This is a genomic window from Mucilaginibacter tolerans, from assembly GCF_030519375.1.
GTDB lineage: Bacteria > Bacteroidota > Bacteroidia > Sphingobacteriales > Sphingobacteriaceae > Mucilaginibacter.
The window spans coordinates 493477-509450 of record NZ_JAUMKB010000001.1; the positions used below are offsets into that span (position 1 = coordinate 493477).

A 15974-nucleotide genomic window follows, 5' to 3' on the forward strand; every position below is an offset into this window, starting at 1 on the left:
TGGTGTTAAGTGTTACACATAACCCTTGTTTCTTTGTATCAAAAAGTCTCTTAAAGCTTCATCCAATGGCTGATTGGTGCTGATCATTCTGTAAAATATCCGTTTACCGAGCAGTTGCATTCTGAGGGCGGAAAGATGTTTCTCCAATGCTTCTTTATATTCATCGGTCACCTGTTTTGTGTTAATGGCAATTGTTTCGCCGGTTTCGAGATCTTCCAAAGCGCCGTAGCCTTCAAAGTTAAAATCGATCTCATTTTGTCCCATCAGATGAAAAACAATGATCTCGTGTTTTAGTGCTGATAATGAATCCAGCAACCTGCTGATCTCACCATCAGCCTGATACATATCGGTAATAAATATCAGCAACTCCTTTCGCCCTGACCCGGCAAACAGCTCTTTATAATGAACAGGTTGTGTAAACCTACCGGCAGGTTGTATCTGATCCAGTTGATAAAACAACCGCTGCAAATGCTGCGGGTCCGCTTTAGACGCCAGCGAAAACAGTTGTCCGTCGGCCAAAGTATATAATCCCACCGAATCGCCCTGCGAATTAGCTAAGTGAGCAAGCGAGGCTGCCAGGTACCGTGCATAATCTATTTTCTTGATGCCATTGCTATCCTTATGATTCATTGAGGCACTGGCATCAATCAAAAACCGGACAGATATACTCGTTTCAACTTCCGACTCACGGATATAATACCGATCGGACCGCGCGTACATTTTCCAGTCAAGCCAACGTAAGTCATCTCCCGGCTGATAACTGCGGTATTGGCTAAATTCCAGTCCCGGACCCTTCACCGTGCTCTTATTTAAGCCGATCATAAAGCCATCAACAACGGTTTTCGCCAGTAAAGGCAAATTCTTAATCGTCATCAATACTTTTGGGTCAAGCTGCATGATTTTGATTTCGGATTTTCAATTTCGAATTTATTTAACGCCTGCCGCCCTGCATCAACCGCATTAAATCGGGCTCATCCGCTCTATTACCTGCAGTAATTCGGCCGTTACCATATCTGTCGTAATATTTTCCGCTTCGGCTTTAAAGTTCAACAATATACGATGGCGCAAAACCGGGGCCGCCATGGTTTGCAGGTCTTCCATTGTCACCGAGTACCTGCCTTTTAGTAGAGCTCTTGCTTTTGCTGTAAGTATCAGTGCCTGTCCGGCCCGGGGGCCGGCCCCCCACCTCACCCATTCTTTTATATAATCTACTTCAGTTGTATCTGGTCGTGTAGCACGAATTAGTTGGCTTACATATTTTATCAGATCTTCGCTGATATTTACCTGTCGTACCAAAGCCTGTGCCTGCAAAATTTCACCGGCAGAGATCACTGTTTTCACATCCGCTTTTTGCGTCCCCGTTGTGCGGTTCAGCACTTCAAATTCTTCTTCTGCCGTAGGATAACCGATTTTCACCAATAACAGGAAACGGTCTAATTGCGCTTCCGGCAACGGATAGGTACCTGCCTGTTCAATCGGGTTCTGGGTAGCCAGGATAAAGAAAGGCCTGTAGAGCGGGTAAGTTTGCCCGCCGTAGGTCACCTCAAACTCCTGCATGGCCTCCAGCAATGCCGACTGGGTTTTGGGTGGCGTTCTGTTGATCTCGTCAGCCAGGATAATATTGGCAAACAATGGCCCTTTATTGAACTTAAAGAAACGTTTGCCCGTGGTATGGTCTTCCTCCAAAACTTCTGTACCGATAATATCCGTTGGCATCAGGTCGGGTGTAAACTGTATGCGCCTGAACGACAAATGCAGCGCCTGCGACATCGTTTTCACGATCAGCGTTTTTGCCAGTCCGGGTACACCCTCCAGCAGGCAATGTCCCCCTGCCAGAAAAGCTACCAGCAATTCCTCCAGTATATGATCCTGCCCTACAATCACCTTCTGTATCTCCTGCTTCAGCAAAGGGAGTTTGGCAAGTAATGTTTTTATATCTTTTTCCGTTAGCTCCAAGGTTATTTGTTATTTAGCAATGGGTTTGAAACCCATCGCTCTGATAATTTTGTTAAGTAACACAAGATATTACCCTTTTGGCTAAATACCATGCGTTTTTATCAAAAATCAAACAAAGTATCCAAAACTTTACAGCCCTCACAAACAAAAGTGAGTTTCGCATAAAATTTTGTACCACTTTTAAATTTTCAATAATGTCGTTCGGATCGAAGTTTACTTTCATGCGTTTTAGTTATCACTCGGGCGACTGGGATACCGATCAGCGCATGCCGTCAAACCTTCTTAATTCTTTATTGGAGTATACTACCATCCCGTTCGATCCGCATGAAAAGGTAATACCACTAGGCAGTAACGATATTTTCTCCTATCCCTTTGCCTACATCAGCGGGCATAAACTGGTCCAGTTTGATACGCAGGAACGCACGAACTTCAAAAAATACGTTCAAAACGGCGGTTTTGTTTTTGCCGATGACTGTAACCATGATATTGATGGGCTCTTTGCTAAATCGTTCGAGGCACAGATGACAGCCATTTTCGGGCCAGCAGCGTTGAAGAAGATTCCGAACGGCCACAAAATATACCACTCTTTTTTCAGTTTCGACAAAGGGCCGCCAACTACCTCCTTTGAACTGAATGGTTGGGGCGACGACCTGGTGCACGATTACCTGAAAGCTATTGAAATCAATGGGCGGATAGCTGTTTTATACAGTAACAAGGATTATGGCTGCGAATGGGATTATGATTACCGCAACAAGCGTTTTCTTGCTGAGGACAATACCAAATTTGGTGTTAATATCATTATGTACGCGCTGAACTCATAGCCTTTTTTATTTGGCTCGTAAATTGCTAACTTTCCGGAAACCATTTCACAATGCTAAACACCTATTACCTTATCGAGAATGGGCAACAAATCGGTCCGTTTTCACATCATGAATTAATGGATCGCGGCATCACTGCCGAAGATCTGGTACTTTCACCTATCACTAACCAATGGGAAAGTGCGGCTGCCATGTTTGAATTTGCAGACTATTTTGAATCACAGGGTGTTTATTACCCAACCCGTACAATACTTGCCAATTTCTGGTAGCGGTTGCTGGCATATATTATCGACTATATTATATACTACATGTCCATTATCTTAATCGGAGCCATTTTGGGACTTATTGCAGGATATATTCATGCTCATTGGTTTGACTCCAGCTCCGACTATGACACAAACCTTGGTTTGACATTGTTATGTGTGCTGATCTTCTTTTTTTATCATGCCTCATTCGAATCAAGTCATTTGCAAGGAAGTATCGGTAAGATTATTTGTAAGCTTAGAGTTGTTGATGCGGCAGGCGAACGGATTTCATTCGGTACAGCTTTAGGCCGGAATTTTGGCAAAATATTGTCTGGCCTTTTTTGCTGGATAGGTTTTCTCATGGTTTTGTGGAACGATAACAGGCAGGCGTGGCACGATCAGCTTGCTAAAACTTTCATTATCAGGAAACCCTAAGCTTATCACCCTAATGGGGTGATTTTTTGATAAAGAACTGATTTTATTTTCATTAGCCCTTCCTATTCTTAAAGCCTCTTTCTATCTTTAGTAACTAATAATTACTGACTTGAAAAGAAAAGACTTCCTTTACCTTACGGGCATGGGCTTTGGTGCCACTATGCTCAGCCGGATACCGGTCTTTGGTTCACCCATCCAGCACAACGGGATACTCAACGGGGCCGATACAGCACTCAAAAAGAAAATGGCCGATGTTGCATTAAATGCGGCCCGGTCAAAAGGCGCTACTTATACAGACGTGCGCATTGGCAGGTATCTCAACCAATATGTAGTTACCCGCGAAAATAAAGTAGAAAACCTGGTAGACACTGAATCATTCGGCATGGGCATCCGCGTGATAGCCAACGGTTGTTGGGGCTTTGCCGCTACGGACAAACTGGACGATGACAGCATTGCAAAAGCTGCAGCAATGGCTGTTGCCATTGCCAAAGAGAACTCGCGTATCCAAACTGAGCCCGTGCAATTAGCCCCTCAAAAAGGTTATGGAGAAGTAAGCTGGAAAACGCCGATTGAAAAGAATGGCTTCGAGGTACCGATGAAGGAGAAAACCGACCTGCTGCTGTCTGTAAATGATGCCGCAATGAAAGGTGGTGCCAACTACGTCAACTCTATCATCTTCCTGGTGAATGAGCAGAAATATTTTGCGTCAACCGAAGGCTCTTATATTGATCAGGATATACACCGTATCTGGCCGATATTCGCCATCACAAAAATTGATGATAAAACGGGCAATTTTGAGACCCGACAATCGCTAAGCGCACCACGAGGCATGGGATATGAATATCTTGAGCCCCGTGAAAGCGATAAGATACATGGTGTAACCACCCGTTACCGCGACCGCTATGATATGCTGGAAGATGCCAAAGCGGGCGCTCCGCAGGCGGCCGAAAAGATAAAAGCAAAATCGGTTGAAGCGGGTAAATATGACCTGGTGCTCGACCCAAGCCACTTATGGCTGACAATCCACGAATCTGTGGGCCACCCTTCAGAGCTTGACCGTGTACTGGGTTACGAAGCCAACTTTGCAGGAACCAGCTTCCTGACACTGGATAAATGGAAATCGGGCAAATTCAATTTCGGCAGCAAGAATGTAAATATTGTCGCTGATAAAACTCAGCCCGGCTCATTGGGTGCTGTAGGGTATGATGATGAGGGTGTTGAGTCAAAAAAATGGGATATTATTAAAGATGGTATCCTGGTAAACTACCAGGCCATCCGCGACCAGGCCCATATCATCGGACTGAAAGAATCACAGGGGTGCTGTTATGCCGATAGCTGGAGCGATGTACAATTCCAGCGCATGCCGAACATATCGCTGCAGCCAGGCAAGGCACCGTTATCGCCAGACGATATGATCAAAAATGTAGAGAAAGGCATCTACATAGTTGGCGACAGTTCCTTTTCTATCGATCAGCAGCGCTACAACTTCCAGTTCAGCGGTCAGCTTTATTATGAGATCAAGAACGGAAAGATCGTCGGCATGCTGAATGATGTGGCTTATCAATCCAATACACAGGAGTTCTGGAACTCATGCGCTGCGGTCTGCGACAAAAATGACTATCGCCTCGGCGGATCATTCTTTGATGGTAAGGGTCAGCCGGAACAGGTGAGCGCCGTATCGCACGGTTCATCAACCGCATTATTTAAAGGAGTTAATGTAATCAATACAAAAAGAAAAATCTAAGATATATGGCTGTTTTAACCGAAGAAGAATGCCGCACGCTGTTAAAAAAAGCGCTTAGCTATTCAAAAGCCGATGAATGTGAAGTAAACATAAGCGGCTCGGACGGCGGGAATTTGCGCTATGCACGAAACACCGTTTCTACCAGCGGCTCCATTAGCCAAACCAGTATGGTAGTTTCCTCTGCCTACGGCAAAAAACTGGGCATTGTCACCACCAACGAGTATACCGATGCGGCCATTGAGAAGGCGGTGCGTCAATCAGAAGAGCTGGCCAATTTTGCACCAGAAAACCCCGAGTTTGTATCCTTCCTTGGACCGCAAAACTACGCGCCACGCTCAAAAGCTTTCGACCAGGCCACAGCCGATATTACGCCAAAGTTCCGTACCGATAAAGTGAGTGAAACCCTGCAGATAGCAAAGGATAATAAGCTGATCGCCGCCGGATATCTGCAAAACAGTGCAAGTTTTTCGGCAATGATGAACTCGCATGGTTTGTTTGCCTACAATACTTCAACCGATGCCAGTTTTTCCATAACTCTCCGCAGCGAGGATGGGACAGGTTCAGGTTACTCAACCAAAGACTTTAACGAAGTCAGCAAGCTGGATACCCTGGCTTTTACCAAAATAGCAGCACAAAAATCAGTGGCGTCCAAAGGCGCCAAGGCAATAGAGCCGGGAAAATATACCGTTATACTGGAGCCTGCCGCTGGCATTGTACTTTTAGAGCAGCTTTATGGTGGATTGGATGCACGCAGCGCCGACGAAGGCCGTAGTTTCCTGAGCAAACCGGGTGGCAAAACCAAGCTGGGCGAAAAACTGGTGGATGAACGCGTAAATATTTATTCGGATCCATCCAATCCGGAGTTACCCACTTCAAGCTGGACGGGCGATGGTCGTCCACAGGAAAAAGTTAGCTGGTTTGAAAAAGGTGTACTTAAAAACCTGCAATATTCCCGCTATTGGGCGCAAAAACAAGGCGTGAAGGCTGTGCCACCACCCGATAGTATTATTATGGATGGGACCAACACCACGCTGGAAGAACTGATAAAAGGAACTGAGAAAGGCATATTGGTGACCCGTATGTGGTATATCCGCCCGGTTGATCCGCAGACATTGCTTTTCACAGGTTTAACCCGCGACGGTACGTTTTATATTGAAAATGGGCAGATCAAGTTCCCGATAAAAAATATGCGTTTCAACGAAAGTCCGGTGATTATGCTGAACAACCTGGATGCTTTAGGCAAACCGGAACGCGCGGTAAGCGGCGAATCATTCTCGAGTGCATTAATACCACCGATGCGCATAAAGGAATTTACCTTTACTTCGTTATCGGACGCGGTTTAAGGACAGTTTTAGGTTGATTGGGTTAGATTAAGTTCTAACTCAATCAACCATTCAACTTAATCAACCTAATCAACCACTCACAAATTAAACATCACTTTTACCAATATTATTCTTCCTGGCAGGGTGTATGATCCGGATGTGAGGGTATTTGCCGACAGGTACAGCGCGTTATAGGTTTTCACATTCAGAAAATTTACAGCGCTTAATTCAAAATCAGTTTTCCAGGATTTGATCCTGAATTTTGCCGAGGCGTCTGCAAAAAAGTATTTCAAATCTGCGTTTCCCTGCTGGCGTGTAAAATAATGCTCGCCGGCTACTTTGAACTGCAACTCATCCGTAGGAACATAGTTTACAGAAGCCTGTTGCTGCAACTGGTTGATGTGAAAAGCAGATGCTTCCGCTACTGAATGACTGTCGGTCTGGATACCCGTAGCCTTATAGCTTAAATTGACCTTGCCGCTAACCTTGGTTTCGGCGCCCAGGCTCAGGCTTTCTGTCTCCGTATTAAAAGGCAGCAGCGCATCATTCTGTATCTGCACCGAGCGGTTACTTTGCCATTGGATGCCCCCGCTGAAAGTGGTAGCCAGTGCAAACGAATACTTGCTGACCGAACCGCTAAGCGTCCAGGAGTCTGTACTATTAGCATAAGGTAACATGACGCGCTGCTGTATATTGTTGGTTATGACACTCGACGCAATATTGTTGGCGTGGGTATGACTAAAAAGCGCATTAACATTGAAAAAAAACAAAGTGAGCGCCTTGCGGTAATTGAATCCTGCCCCGGCTTGCTGACTTTGCTGCAAGGTCAGCTCGGGACTATTGGCATATAAGGTGCGGTAATCTTTCAAGATATCTCCCTGGTAAATATCTTCGATCGTGCCTACCTGGTTCCGGTAGCTGTACATCAGGTTCAGGTAATTCTCCATGCCGACCTGGTATTTCATTCTGAACTGCGGATTGAAATACAGGCGGGTCAGGCTCCTATTCAGTGTATAGGTCGTATCGGAATAATTGATCTGCTGCAAAGTAAGCGGCAGGGTAAGATTGGCTTTGAGCTTATCCCCGGGAATATCATAGGCCAACTCGGTGTAAACCTTCTTCTTCATCCAGTTAAGGTGATTAACCGCGCTGTCTGATTCCAGATTGAAATTATTATTGTTCTGAACAACGCTCAGGTTCGATGTCAGCATTTGCGACTGCACACTAAAACCAGTTCTGAAACTTTGCGTAACAACATTCCCCGGTATTTTGAATGAAAAATAGTTATTGGTGTACCAGGTTGGCACATTAACGCTTTGGACCAGTTGCGAATAAGGGGTACCGTAGTTAAATAATGAGTCGTTGTAATTTGGCTGAATAGTTCGGGTCTCGGGTTCGGAAGTATGGCTGAAATAAGAATAAGCCTGAATGACATAGTTAGACTTCAGCGATTTGATCAGGTTAAACTCATTAGAGAAATTAAATACATTATCCCGGAAATTCTGTCTCACCATATTCCCATTGGTATTAAGCGCCGAATTCCATGTCGAACGGTTATCATCTATTAAAAGTGCGTCATTCAAGTAATACTTGTCCCGGTTCACATTTAGCGTAAATCCAGCATGGAATATATCCGGCCTGTATTGGCTGTGTTGTGTTTCCGTATAATGAACCGAATCACCCGGCAGAAAAACAGTGGTTCGCTGGCTGTAATCCTGCTTTTGGGTATCGTGCAGATAGTAAGCATTTACGCGCAATTGAACGCCCTTTTTCAGGTTGACGAGGTTGTTCAGGTTTAAAATACCGGCCTTGTTAAACAGGTACCGGCTCTCGGCTAAAGCAGGTGTATTAACGGCGCCCAGGGAAAGTACTGTCGCAGGCACATTATTATCAATACGCTGCATATAATCGTTATAATTGTGAGATAACAGGTCCTGCTGCAAATCGTAGCCGATATTATTGCCGTTCAGGTAATTGATAGCTTTGTATTTATCCTTGAACATCATCGCGTTCAGCTCAACGTCGTAATTACCGGGCAAACCCGCACCAATGCTTTCCTGTCCCACCATCTGCAGTTTGGCGCCTTTTTTAATGCTCAGATTCAAGGCCACATCATCGCTCATTACCTTATTTTGCAACGCTTTAATAGGCTGATCATTCTGGATCACCTGCACCTTATCAACCACGCCCTGCGGGATGGTATTGGTGGCAATGTTGTATTTATCGTCCAGCAGATTATCACCGCCGATATACACCGTACTGATCGGCTTGTTGTTATAGCTGATCGTCCCGTCGGCAGCTACAGTTATACCGGGAAGTTTTTTGATGACTTCACCAATTGTCCTGTCCTGCGGGTTGCTAAAATCCGATACTTTGTAGCTGATCGTATCACCATTTACCCGCAGTACAGGCCGGCTGCTTTTGATCACAACAGCCTGCAACTGGTTGACCGAAGCCTGCAACACAAAGTCAACAGGCGTATTGACAGTAATGCTTTTGACCTGGTTTTGATAACCCATACTACGAACTTCCACTGCAAGACTATCCGGGTTTTGTCCTTGCGGGAGTGGCAGGCTGTAAGCTCCGTTCTCAGCCGTTGTAGTGTAAGCCACAATAGCCTTACTTGTTTTGCTTTTCAGGTTGACCGTAGCAAACGGAACGGATTTGCCCGTGCTGTCTTTAACCATCCCGTGAATGTTTCCCTGGGCAAAACAAAGAGCAGACGACAGCAGGCCGCATAACAGCAATATCAAAAACCGCATAATATGCATGATTACTTTTCCGATAACTCGATTGGATTATTGATAACCGGCTGAGGACCCACCTTTATGTTTATATGTATTGGGTCTGAACCAGCCGGCCGGTTAGCGTTACGCGCTGCCATCATAGATTGAACAAAAGCGTCGGGGTCTTTGCGCAATGCGGCTTGCAACTTGACAAACTCTTTGTCTGTGGTTTTGATGCCGTCTTTAGGCAGTTGTATGATATTGGGATCGCCGCTACTGCCTCCACCTACGATTATCATCCTGGGCCCCGGGCCGTCGGTCTTCGGCTCTGATAGCTGGTCATTTGTTTTTGGTGTAAAAACCACTTTTTCAACGCCATCGAACATAAACTGCACATCCTCTTTGGCATCATAGGCCTGCACGATGACACCGGGCAAACCGTTGAACTTCCACGGACCAACGTGCAGCGGCATATCGGGGCAAAACCAGGCTGTATAATCCCTTCCTTTAAAATGCGTCGTCGCCTTTTGGCAATGTAAGCCGCCGAACGTCGCGGTATCACTGCTTATTTTCCAATCCATAGCCGGGAGGACATCATCTATCAAATAGGTATCCATGATAAGTGGCTCTTTCCTGGCCAGCTTTTTTTCGTTGGGGAATTCGTAATATTCGGAAGGTGACCCTCTCCTGTTTCTGCGAATGTTAACGTGGCCGTCAGGCGAACTGGCCAATGCAATCTCCATTTGCTTTTTAGCTTCGGCTTGCTCGAGCACATTATCATAACTTCTATAAGCACTTGACCTCTTGCCTACATACAGTGCCATGTTTTCGGTATAGGGATGATCCCGGTTGGTGGTATCACGCACGTGGGTGAATTTGTAATGTACCAGCACCTGTGCTGTGTCGGTTTGTGCGCAAGCACTTGCCGCAATAGCTATCAGTATTGTACTTATTATTAATTGCTTTTTCATAATAACGGGTTATTTAAGTCTTATGATCTGGTTTATTTCTTTTCAGGTAGTTCTATCGGGTTAACATTTTTCGCAGGGCCACCCGGGGCCCCTTTGGTAATGACGTGATCGCCTTGCTCACTTGCGCCATTGGCTACTGCCAGGCCTTGCGCAAGTGCATTAGGGTTCTTCTGCATGCCCGCTTTCAGCTTATCGTATTCGTTTTGCGTGGCTTTGATCGCCCTGACCGGTGGCGCTATGATATTGGGGTTATCATCCAAACCCCTTAAAATCGGGGGAATATCCTTTTCAGCTACATCGGCACCGACTATGGGCTTTACTTCCGCAAAAATTGCCTTTTCTACACCATCAAACTGAAATATCACTTCATTTTTCGTATCACGGGCGTCTACGATCACGCCGGGCAAACCGTTTAATTTCCACGGGCCGGTATGCAGCGGCAGATCAGGGCAAAACCATACGATGTAATCCCGGCCTTTAAAATGACCCGCAGCTTTCTGACAATGCAGACCGCCGAAGATTGTCGTGTCACCGCTTATTTTCCAGTCGATGACAGGCATTGGGCCTGCTATCAGGTATTCGGTGACAAACACATAATCCTTCATTAACAATTTTTGCGCATTCGGATACTGGTAATATTGGGGACGCAAACCTGCGCCACTCCTGTTGATCTCCATATGCCCATCCGGGCTATTAGCCGCCGCCTTGATATACGCTTTTCTGAACTGCTCATCGGCCATCAGCCCGTCGTAGCTCTTATAAACGCTCGCGGTTTTGCCTACCAGTAACACCATGTTCTCCGTATAGGGATGTGCCCGGTCTGCCGTGTCCCTTACCTGGGTAAACTTATAATGCACTCGCACCCGCACCGTATCAGGTTTTTGGGCTTCAGCCGTAATACATATCGCCAGTAACGCGCCGATCAGCAGTAATTGCTTATTCATAATGCATGATATTTTAAGCAATACTATTTTTTGTGCTTCAACCAATAAAAACTTTGGTACGAACACTGTTGTAACATCTGCGAAATGGAGATATTTGTTATTCGGGATTTCAAAAAGCAACGGTTTATACCGTTATTGAGTAGTTTAGTAACATTAATTTTTAAGCCATTCCCGGTGTTTTATTTTTGAGGGTATGATTAAGATCAGGAAGAAAGACTGGATAGAGGTCGTGCTTCACGTCGCGTTCTGGGTGGGCGTTTTTTATACGCTGCTATCGCTCACAGAAACGCATGTAACCATACGCGTTGACCACGCCGTAGGAGCCATAAAAAAAGATCCTGTTGTGATAAAGGACGTTCGGCATACTTTGTCAGCACACCTGTTTATCACCCTTGGTTTCCTTGTCCTGTTATTCTATGGCAATATCTTTTTGTTATTTAAAAAGGCGCTACAATTCAAAAATATACTGATCAGGGTGGCTATACCTGTGGCTTATTTCGCTGCCATCTTCACGACGAATCATTACTTTGATCAGCAACTGTCAGTAGTAAAAAGCGACCAGCCCTTTATACAAACATTTCAACTCGACCAGAAAAAAGGAACGCCGCCAGCCCTTCCAGTTGTAAAACGCAATCTCGAGCTACGGACCGACGCTTTGGTATTTGCCAGGGAGGGTTTATCCAACACCATATTGTTTATTTTCATTATCGTGTTCGGCCTTTCAATAGCTTATTTCTTTTTGAAGGAATGGGCAAGGGTAGAAAAGATGCGTTCGGTGCTGCAAGCCGTACAGCTCGATACGGAAGTCAAATTTCTTAAGTCGCAGGTGAACCCGCATTTCCTGTTCAATACGCTGAATAACCTGTTTTCGATGGCGCAGAAGAAAGGCAACGACGAACTCGCCGATGGTATCTCAAAGCTATCCGGCATGATGCGCTACATGATCTATGAAAGCAATGAGGAAAATGTCCCCCTGAAAAAGGAGATCGAATACCTGGAGAATTGTATCCTGCTCAACAAATTGCGCTATGCCGATGACGAAATAAAAGTGATATTCAACTATCCGAAGCAAACCGAAGGCATCTTTATCGCGCCTATGCTGTTCATCCCCTTCGTTGAAAATGCCTTTAAACACGGTGTAGCAATAGGGCAATCTTCCGAAATTGATATTTCTATTTCAGTAGAGAACAAACATCTGGCTTTTACCTGCGAAAACACGATCTACAGCGTTAAAAAAATGGAAGGTGATAAAAGCGGTATCGGTCTGGAGAATGTGAAAAGAAGGCTGGACCTGTTATACACCGGGAAGTACAAGCTATTTATAATAACCGATGAGAACAGGTATATTGTCAATCTTGGAATTACTATAGAATAATGAATTGCATAGCTATTGATGATGAGCCCAAAGCACTGGAAGTAATAGAACGGTACTGCCAAAAGAGCGACCTTGTTAATCTGAAAGCTACTTTTCGTGAACCTGTAAAAGCTATCGAGTTTTTGAACCGCGAGAAGATCGATCTCATCTTTCTGGATATCAACATGCCGGATATCAGTGGTATGCAATTGATACAAACGCTTGCTGAAAAGCCGTTGGTCATATTTACTACAGCTTACAGCAATTATGCGGTTGAGAGCTATAGCCTGAATGCTATCGACTACCTGTTGAAGCCCATCACTTTCGAACGTTTTTTAGCAGCAATTAATAAAGCTTCCAACCTGCTTTCGTTGCAAAATAAACCATTGCCAAAAGAGGATGAAGCCGAAAGTATCTTTATCAAAAGCGGTCCATATACTTACCAGGTGAGGGTTGGTGATATACTTTACCTGGAGAAAGACGGGAACTATATTACTGTGCACTTGAAGGATAAGCAAATACTGATCCGCGAGAATATGGGCGATATTTTTGACCTGATACCTGCAGCTGATTTTATACGAGTGCATAAATCTTACGTAGTGGCTATCCGGAACATCACCATGATCGAGACGCATCAGTTGGCCATAGGCCAGGCAAAAATACCTATCGGCAGTACTTATCGCGAAAGCCTGAAAAGCCGACTGGGAATCGCCTGAAACATTTTGGTTCTGGGTTAATTGTGGTAATAGAATCCTTCATCGCTACCCAATAGAAATGTGCCGTCCGGTTTTATAAAATAGTAGCTAATTCTGCCGGCAAAGCCGGTATTAATTTTTGTATAGCTATTGACTGTTCCATTGTAAATACCAGCGTTGGGACTTGTATTGACCAAGAAATAAACTTTATTATTATAAAACTGGATATTATTTACGGCCTGAGTAGATGCATTGTACTGATAATAACTTTGGTATGCCCACTGGTTAGTTTGCGGTAAAAAGTTGGCTATTGTCGCGTTGTCCGACCCTATATAAACGGTACCTTCAGGCGCTATTTCCAGATCATAAGCTGCATAGTTTACAGCCTGCCACGACGTTGGGATTAGCTGCCAGGTTTTGCCTGTGTCTCTTGATGTAAGCAAGTTAGTCCAATCGTTAAAAAGATATAAGTCACCGTTTGGATGCTGTTTGGCCAGGTAAAAGCGTTGAGAGCTATAGCCCACCAGCAACTTTTGCCAGAAACCGCCATTATCCTTCGTCAGGTAAGGGCCGTCAAAGTAGAAGCTAACCATGAGCAGGTCGTCCGTAACCAGGAACATGGTGGGTGTGCGCATATCAAGAATACCGTTGTTAATCGCTATCCAGCTTTTTTGATCCTGTGTGTAATAAACCCCGTTATTGGCGGTAAGTATATACATCCAGCCTTTACTATTAAATTGCACATCCACAACGGTTGACCCATATGGAGCGCCTGGTACTTTATACCAGTTAATGCCGCCATCTGTCGATGAATACAGACCATTGTTGGCCATATACAATGTCTTTTTATCAAAAGTGGCCATTTTGAGGTTATATGAAGGCAATCCACATCCGCAAGATCTTCCCCACCCTGTTGGTTTCGTCCCGGAAGCAACAATGGTGAGTGAATCATCAGGAGCGACGGCATTGCCTGTTCCTAAATTAAGCAAACTATCGACATACAGGTATACTTTTACTTTTTGACTAGGGTTATCACATCCTAAACGCCATTGTATTTTACCAAGACCTTTTTGCGGGTCTATCAGATTGTATGCCGGGTAATCGCCACTATAATTTTCAATTAAGCCATTGCCCTGGACCATACTGAATTTTACTGCATATTTTGTAACCGATTTACCCTTTGGTGGTGTAATCTTAATGATGATCGAATCGGCGAGGTCCTGACCATAAATACCGCTTTGCGAATTTCCACTGATCAGCGACAGCTTACCCTTGTATGCCGAATAAGGAACGGGGTTATTCCCTTTTTTGCAACCTGCCAGTATACTTATTGATAATATCAGCAGAAAACAGGTTTTTCTAAAATTGGATATGGTCATGGTTGAGTTAAATCAAAAGTGTAAATAGATGCTTGTTGCAGGCCATAAATGGTTGTTTCGTCTTTGATTACCGCTTTATTCAAACTGCCTACACCGTAATTGTCAGTGCAGCGCATGGTCCATGTCAAACCGCCATCTTTACTTTCTGCGATCTCACCTCCGCTGGTCACGATGTATCCGTGCAATGCATCAAAGAACCTGATCGCGATAATGGAGAACCCTAAGTTGGTTTTTACTACCGACCAGTTGCTACCATCTGTAGTTCGCACCAAAGTACCATACTGGCCGCCGGCAAAACCAAAATTGTTGGTGATAAAAAATAAAGCGTTTAAAGTATTATTGAGCTGAAGCGGCTGCTCATGCCAGGTTGTACCCGCGTTAGTTGTTTTTACAATCTTTCCGACATCCCCACAGGCATAAAGAGTGTCATTACCAATCGAAATGAGATCATGGAAATTATTCAGAAAACTAAATCCTTCCTGTGCCCAGGTAAGTCCGCCATCGGTTGTTTTTGCGATTTGTCCGTGCCAACCAACAGTATAAATAACCTTCCTGCTTAACATATCATAAGCAGCAGAGCTCCGGTCACCGACAAACGGCGGAGTCCAGTTTTCTTGTGCATAGGTCTTCCCTCCATCATAAGTGAACCAAACGTAATTGTTAACCAGTACCATTAAGCCGGTATCAGGTCCGGAAAATGCAAGCAACTGCATATCATTATCTGATCTGGGGGCCGGCCCCTGTGCCCAGGTTTTCCCTCCATTTGCTGTACTGACAAGTCCAGAACCTTCACCGATCGCTATGCCATGGTTAGCATCCGTAAAATGCAGATCATACAGTACATTAAGCCCCCCCTGGTTTCCGGTATAAACGCTTGTCCATTGCTTTCTGATTGTTGCACTTAGTTTTACCGAATCGAGGGTTTTGCATGCTCCATGATTGATCTCATCAATGCTGCAGCCTGCGTGGGTATAAAATGTCAGTGATGCTGTTGTAGCGGTAGTAGAAGGAGTCCATATCGCCTTTAAATAAATGACGCCATTAACGTTAGTTCTTCCTACAACAAGGAACTGATATGTCGAGCAATTTGGTCCAATATAATAGTTTAATGCCGCCGCCGCGGTATCCACCGGATTATTCATGGTTACCTTGAACACAATAGTATCCGGTAATGGCCTGCGCGAATAACCATACTGGTTATTGCCGCTAACAATTTCAATGCTTTTAGCTCCGGAATGAACTGTTACAGGCTCTATCTGAATTGGCTTAGTTTGCTCACTTTTTTTACAACCGGCTAAGCTTAGAGATAACAGCAATAAGATTTGAAGTCTATTTTTTAATGTCATATGGTTTAGCGGACCTAATTTACAGTTTTTTATTTAGAA

Annotated in this window: 14 protein-coding genes; 7 read left to right on the forward strand and 7 right to left on the reverse strand. The window is 44.7% G+C overall.

Annotation, left to right across the window (positions count from 1 at the left end):
- Positions 1 to 12 precede the first annotated feature (12 nt).
- Both Q3A68_RS02415 and Q3A68_RS02420 read right to left on the reverse strand, forming a co-directional pair.
- On the reverse strand, positions 13 to 897 hold the full coding sequence (locus Q3A68_RS02415; RefSeq protein ID WP_302899416.1) for a DUF58 domain-containing protein: 885 nt from the start codon (positions 895 to 897) through the stop codon (positions 13 to 15).
- Positions 898 to 960: 63 nt separating this feature from the next.
- Positions 961 to 1956: an AAA family ATPase gene (locus Q3A68_RS02420; RefSeq protein WP_302899417.1), complete on the reverse strand. Its 996-nt coding sequence runs from the start codon at positions 1954 to 1956 to the stop codon at positions 961 to 963.
- Between the two features lie 194 nt (positions 1957 to 2150).
- On the opposite strand from Q3A68_RS02420, the gene Q3A68_RS02425 reads away from it, so the two are divergent.
- From Q3A68_RS02425 to Q3A68_RS02445, 5 genes are all read left to right on the forward strand, one after another.
- Positions 2151 to 2777: a DUF4159 domain-containing protein gene (locus Q3A68_RS02425; protein WP_302899418.1), complete on the forward strand. Its 627-nt coding sequence runs from the start codon at positions 2151 to 2153 to the stop codon at positions 2775 to 2777.
- Between the two features lie 50 nt (positions 2778 to 2827).
- Complete coding sequence (locus tag Q3A68_RS02430; protein ID WP_302899419.1) at positions 2828 to 3043, forward strand: GYF domain-containing protein; 216 nt, start codon at positions 2828 to 2830, stop codon at positions 3041 to 3043.
- A 3-nt stretch (positions 3044 to 3046) separates the two neighbouring features.
- Positions 3047 to 3454: an RDD family protein gene (locus Q3A68_RS02435; RefSeq protein WP_302899420.1), complete on the forward strand. Its 408-nt coding sequence runs from the start codon at positions 3047 to 3049 to the stop codon at positions 3452 to 3454.
- 109 nt (positions 3455 to 3563) lie between these two features.
- Complete coding sequence (locus tag Q3A68_RS02440) at positions 3564 to 5198, forward strand: TldD/PmbA family protein (protein ID WP_302899421.1); 1635 nt, start codon at positions 3564 to 3566, stop codon at positions 5196 to 5198.
- A 5-nt stretch (positions 5199 to 5203) separates the two neighbouring features.
- On the forward strand, positions 5204 to 6541 hold the full coding sequence (locus Q3A68_RS02445; protein WP_302899422.1) for a TldD/PmbA family protein: 1338 nt from the start codon (positions 5204 to 5206) through the stop codon (positions 6539 to 6541).
- A gap of 77 nt (positions 6542 to 6618) precedes the next feature.
- Here Q3A68_RS02445 and Q3A68_RS02450 read toward each other — a convergent pair whose 3' ends face one another.
- From Q3A68_RS02450 to Q3A68_RS02460, 3 genes are read right to left on the reverse strand one after another with little or no spacing between them, the layout of a single operon-like run.
- Positions 6619 to 9282 (reverse strand): TonB-dependent receptor, encoded by a 2664-nt coding sequence (locus Q3A68_RS02450; RefSeq protein ID WP_302899423.1) that lies wholly within the window; start codon positions 9280 to 9282, stop codon positions 6619 to 6621.
- 11 nt (positions 9283 to 9293) lie between these two features.
- Positions 9294 to 10217 carry a GLPGLI family protein gene (locus tag Q3A68_RS02455; protein ID WP_302899424.1) on the reverse strand — a complete coding sequence of 308 codons (924 nt, stop codon included), beginning with the start codon at positions 10215 to 10217 and terminating at the stop codon, positions 9294 to 9296.
- 32 nt (positions 10218 to 10249) lie between these two features.
- The gene (locus tag Q3A68_RS02460) at positions 10250 to 11161 is read right to left on the reverse strand and encodes a GLPGLI family protein (protein WP_302899425.1); all 912 of its coding nucleotides are present in this window, start codon (positions 11159 to 11161) and stop codon (positions 10250 to 10252) included.
- Between the two features lie 193 nt (positions 11162 to 11354).
- On the opposite strand from Q3A68_RS02460, the gene Q3A68_RS02465 reads away from it, so the two are divergent.
- Together Q3A68_RS02465 and Q3A68_RS02470 are read left to right on the forward strand one after the other, a co-directional pair.
- On the forward strand, positions 11355 to 12536 hold the full coding sequence (locus tag Q3A68_RS02465) for a sensor histidine kinase (protein WP_302899426.1): 1182 nt from the start codon (positions 11355 to 11357) through the stop codon (positions 12534 to 12536).
- Entirely contained in the window at positions 12536 to 13231 is a 696-nt protein-coding gene (locus Q3A68_RS02470) for a LytR/AlgR family response regulator transcription factor (protein WP_302899427.1), read from the forward strand. Before Q3A68_RS02465 ends, Q3A68_RS02470 begins: the two co-directional genes overlap by 1 nt.
- Before the next feature lie 17 nt (positions 13232 to 13248).
- Here Q3A68_RS02470 and Q3A68_RS02475 read toward each other — a convergent pair whose 3' ends face one another.
- Together Q3A68_RS02475 and Q3A68_RS02480 are read right to left on the reverse strand one after the other, a co-directional pair.
- Positions 13249 to 14589 carry a WD40/YVTN/BNR-like repeat-containing protein gene (locus tag Q3A68_RS02475; protein ID WP_302899428.1) on the reverse strand — a complete coding sequence of 447 codons (1341 nt, stop codon included), beginning with the start codon at positions 14587 to 14589 and terminating at the stop codon, positions 13249 to 13251.
- Positions 14586 to 15935, reverse strand: a complete 1350-nt coding sequence (locus Q3A68_RS02480) for a WD40/YVTN/BNR-like repeat-containing protein (protein WP_302899429.1) — start codon at positions 15933 to 15935, stop codon at positions 14586 to 14588. The genes Q3A68_RS02475 and Q3A68_RS02480 overlap by 4 nt, the downstream gene beginning before the upstream one ends.
- Positions 15936 to 15974 lie beyond the last annotated feature (39 nt).

Coding starts and splice junctions, on each gene's coding strand:
- Q3A68_RS02415 (WP_302899416.1), bottom strand. CDS start 897: ATGCAGCTTGACCCAAAAGTATTGATGACGATTAAGAATTTGCCTTTA.
- Q3A68_RS02425 (WP_302899418.1), top strand. CDS start 2,151: ATGTCGTTCGGATCGAAGTTTACTTTCATGCGTTTTAGTTATCACTCG.
- Q3A68_RS02430 (WP_302899419.1), top strand. CDS start 2,828: ATGCTAAACACCTATTACCTTATCGAGAATGGGCAACAAATCGGTCCG.
- Q3A68_RS02445 (WP_302899422.1), top strand. CDS start 5,204: ATGGCTGTTTTAACCGAAGAAGAATGCCGCACGCTGTTAAAAAAAGCG.
- Q3A68_RS02450 (WP_302899423.1), bottom strand. CDS start 9,282: ATGCGGTTTTTGATATTGCTGTTATGCGGCCTGCTGTCGTCTGCTCTT.
- Q3A68_RS02455 (WP_302899424.1), bottom strand. CDS start 10,217: ATGAAAAAGCAATTAATAATAAGTACAATACTGATAGCTATTGCGGCA.
- Q3A68_RS02460 (WP_302899425.1), bottom strand. CDS start 11,161: ATGAATAAGCAATTACTGCTGATCGGCGCGTTACTGGCGATATGTATT.
- Q3A68_RS02465 (WP_302899426.1), top strand. CDS start 11,355: ATGATTAAGATCAGGAAGAAAGACTGGATAGAGGTCGTGCTTCACGTC.
- Q3A68_RS02470 (WP_302899427.1), top strand. CDS start 12,536: ATGAATTGCATAGCTATTGATGATGAGCCCAAAGCACTGGAAGTAATA.
- Q3A68_RS02475 (WP_302899428.1), bottom strand. CDS start 14,589: ATGACCATATCCAATTTTAGAAAAACCTGTTTTCTGCTGATATTATCA.
- Q3A68_RS02480 (WP_302899429.1), bottom strand. CDS start 15,935: ATGACATTAAAAAATAGACTTCAAATCTTATTGCTGTTATCTCTAAGC.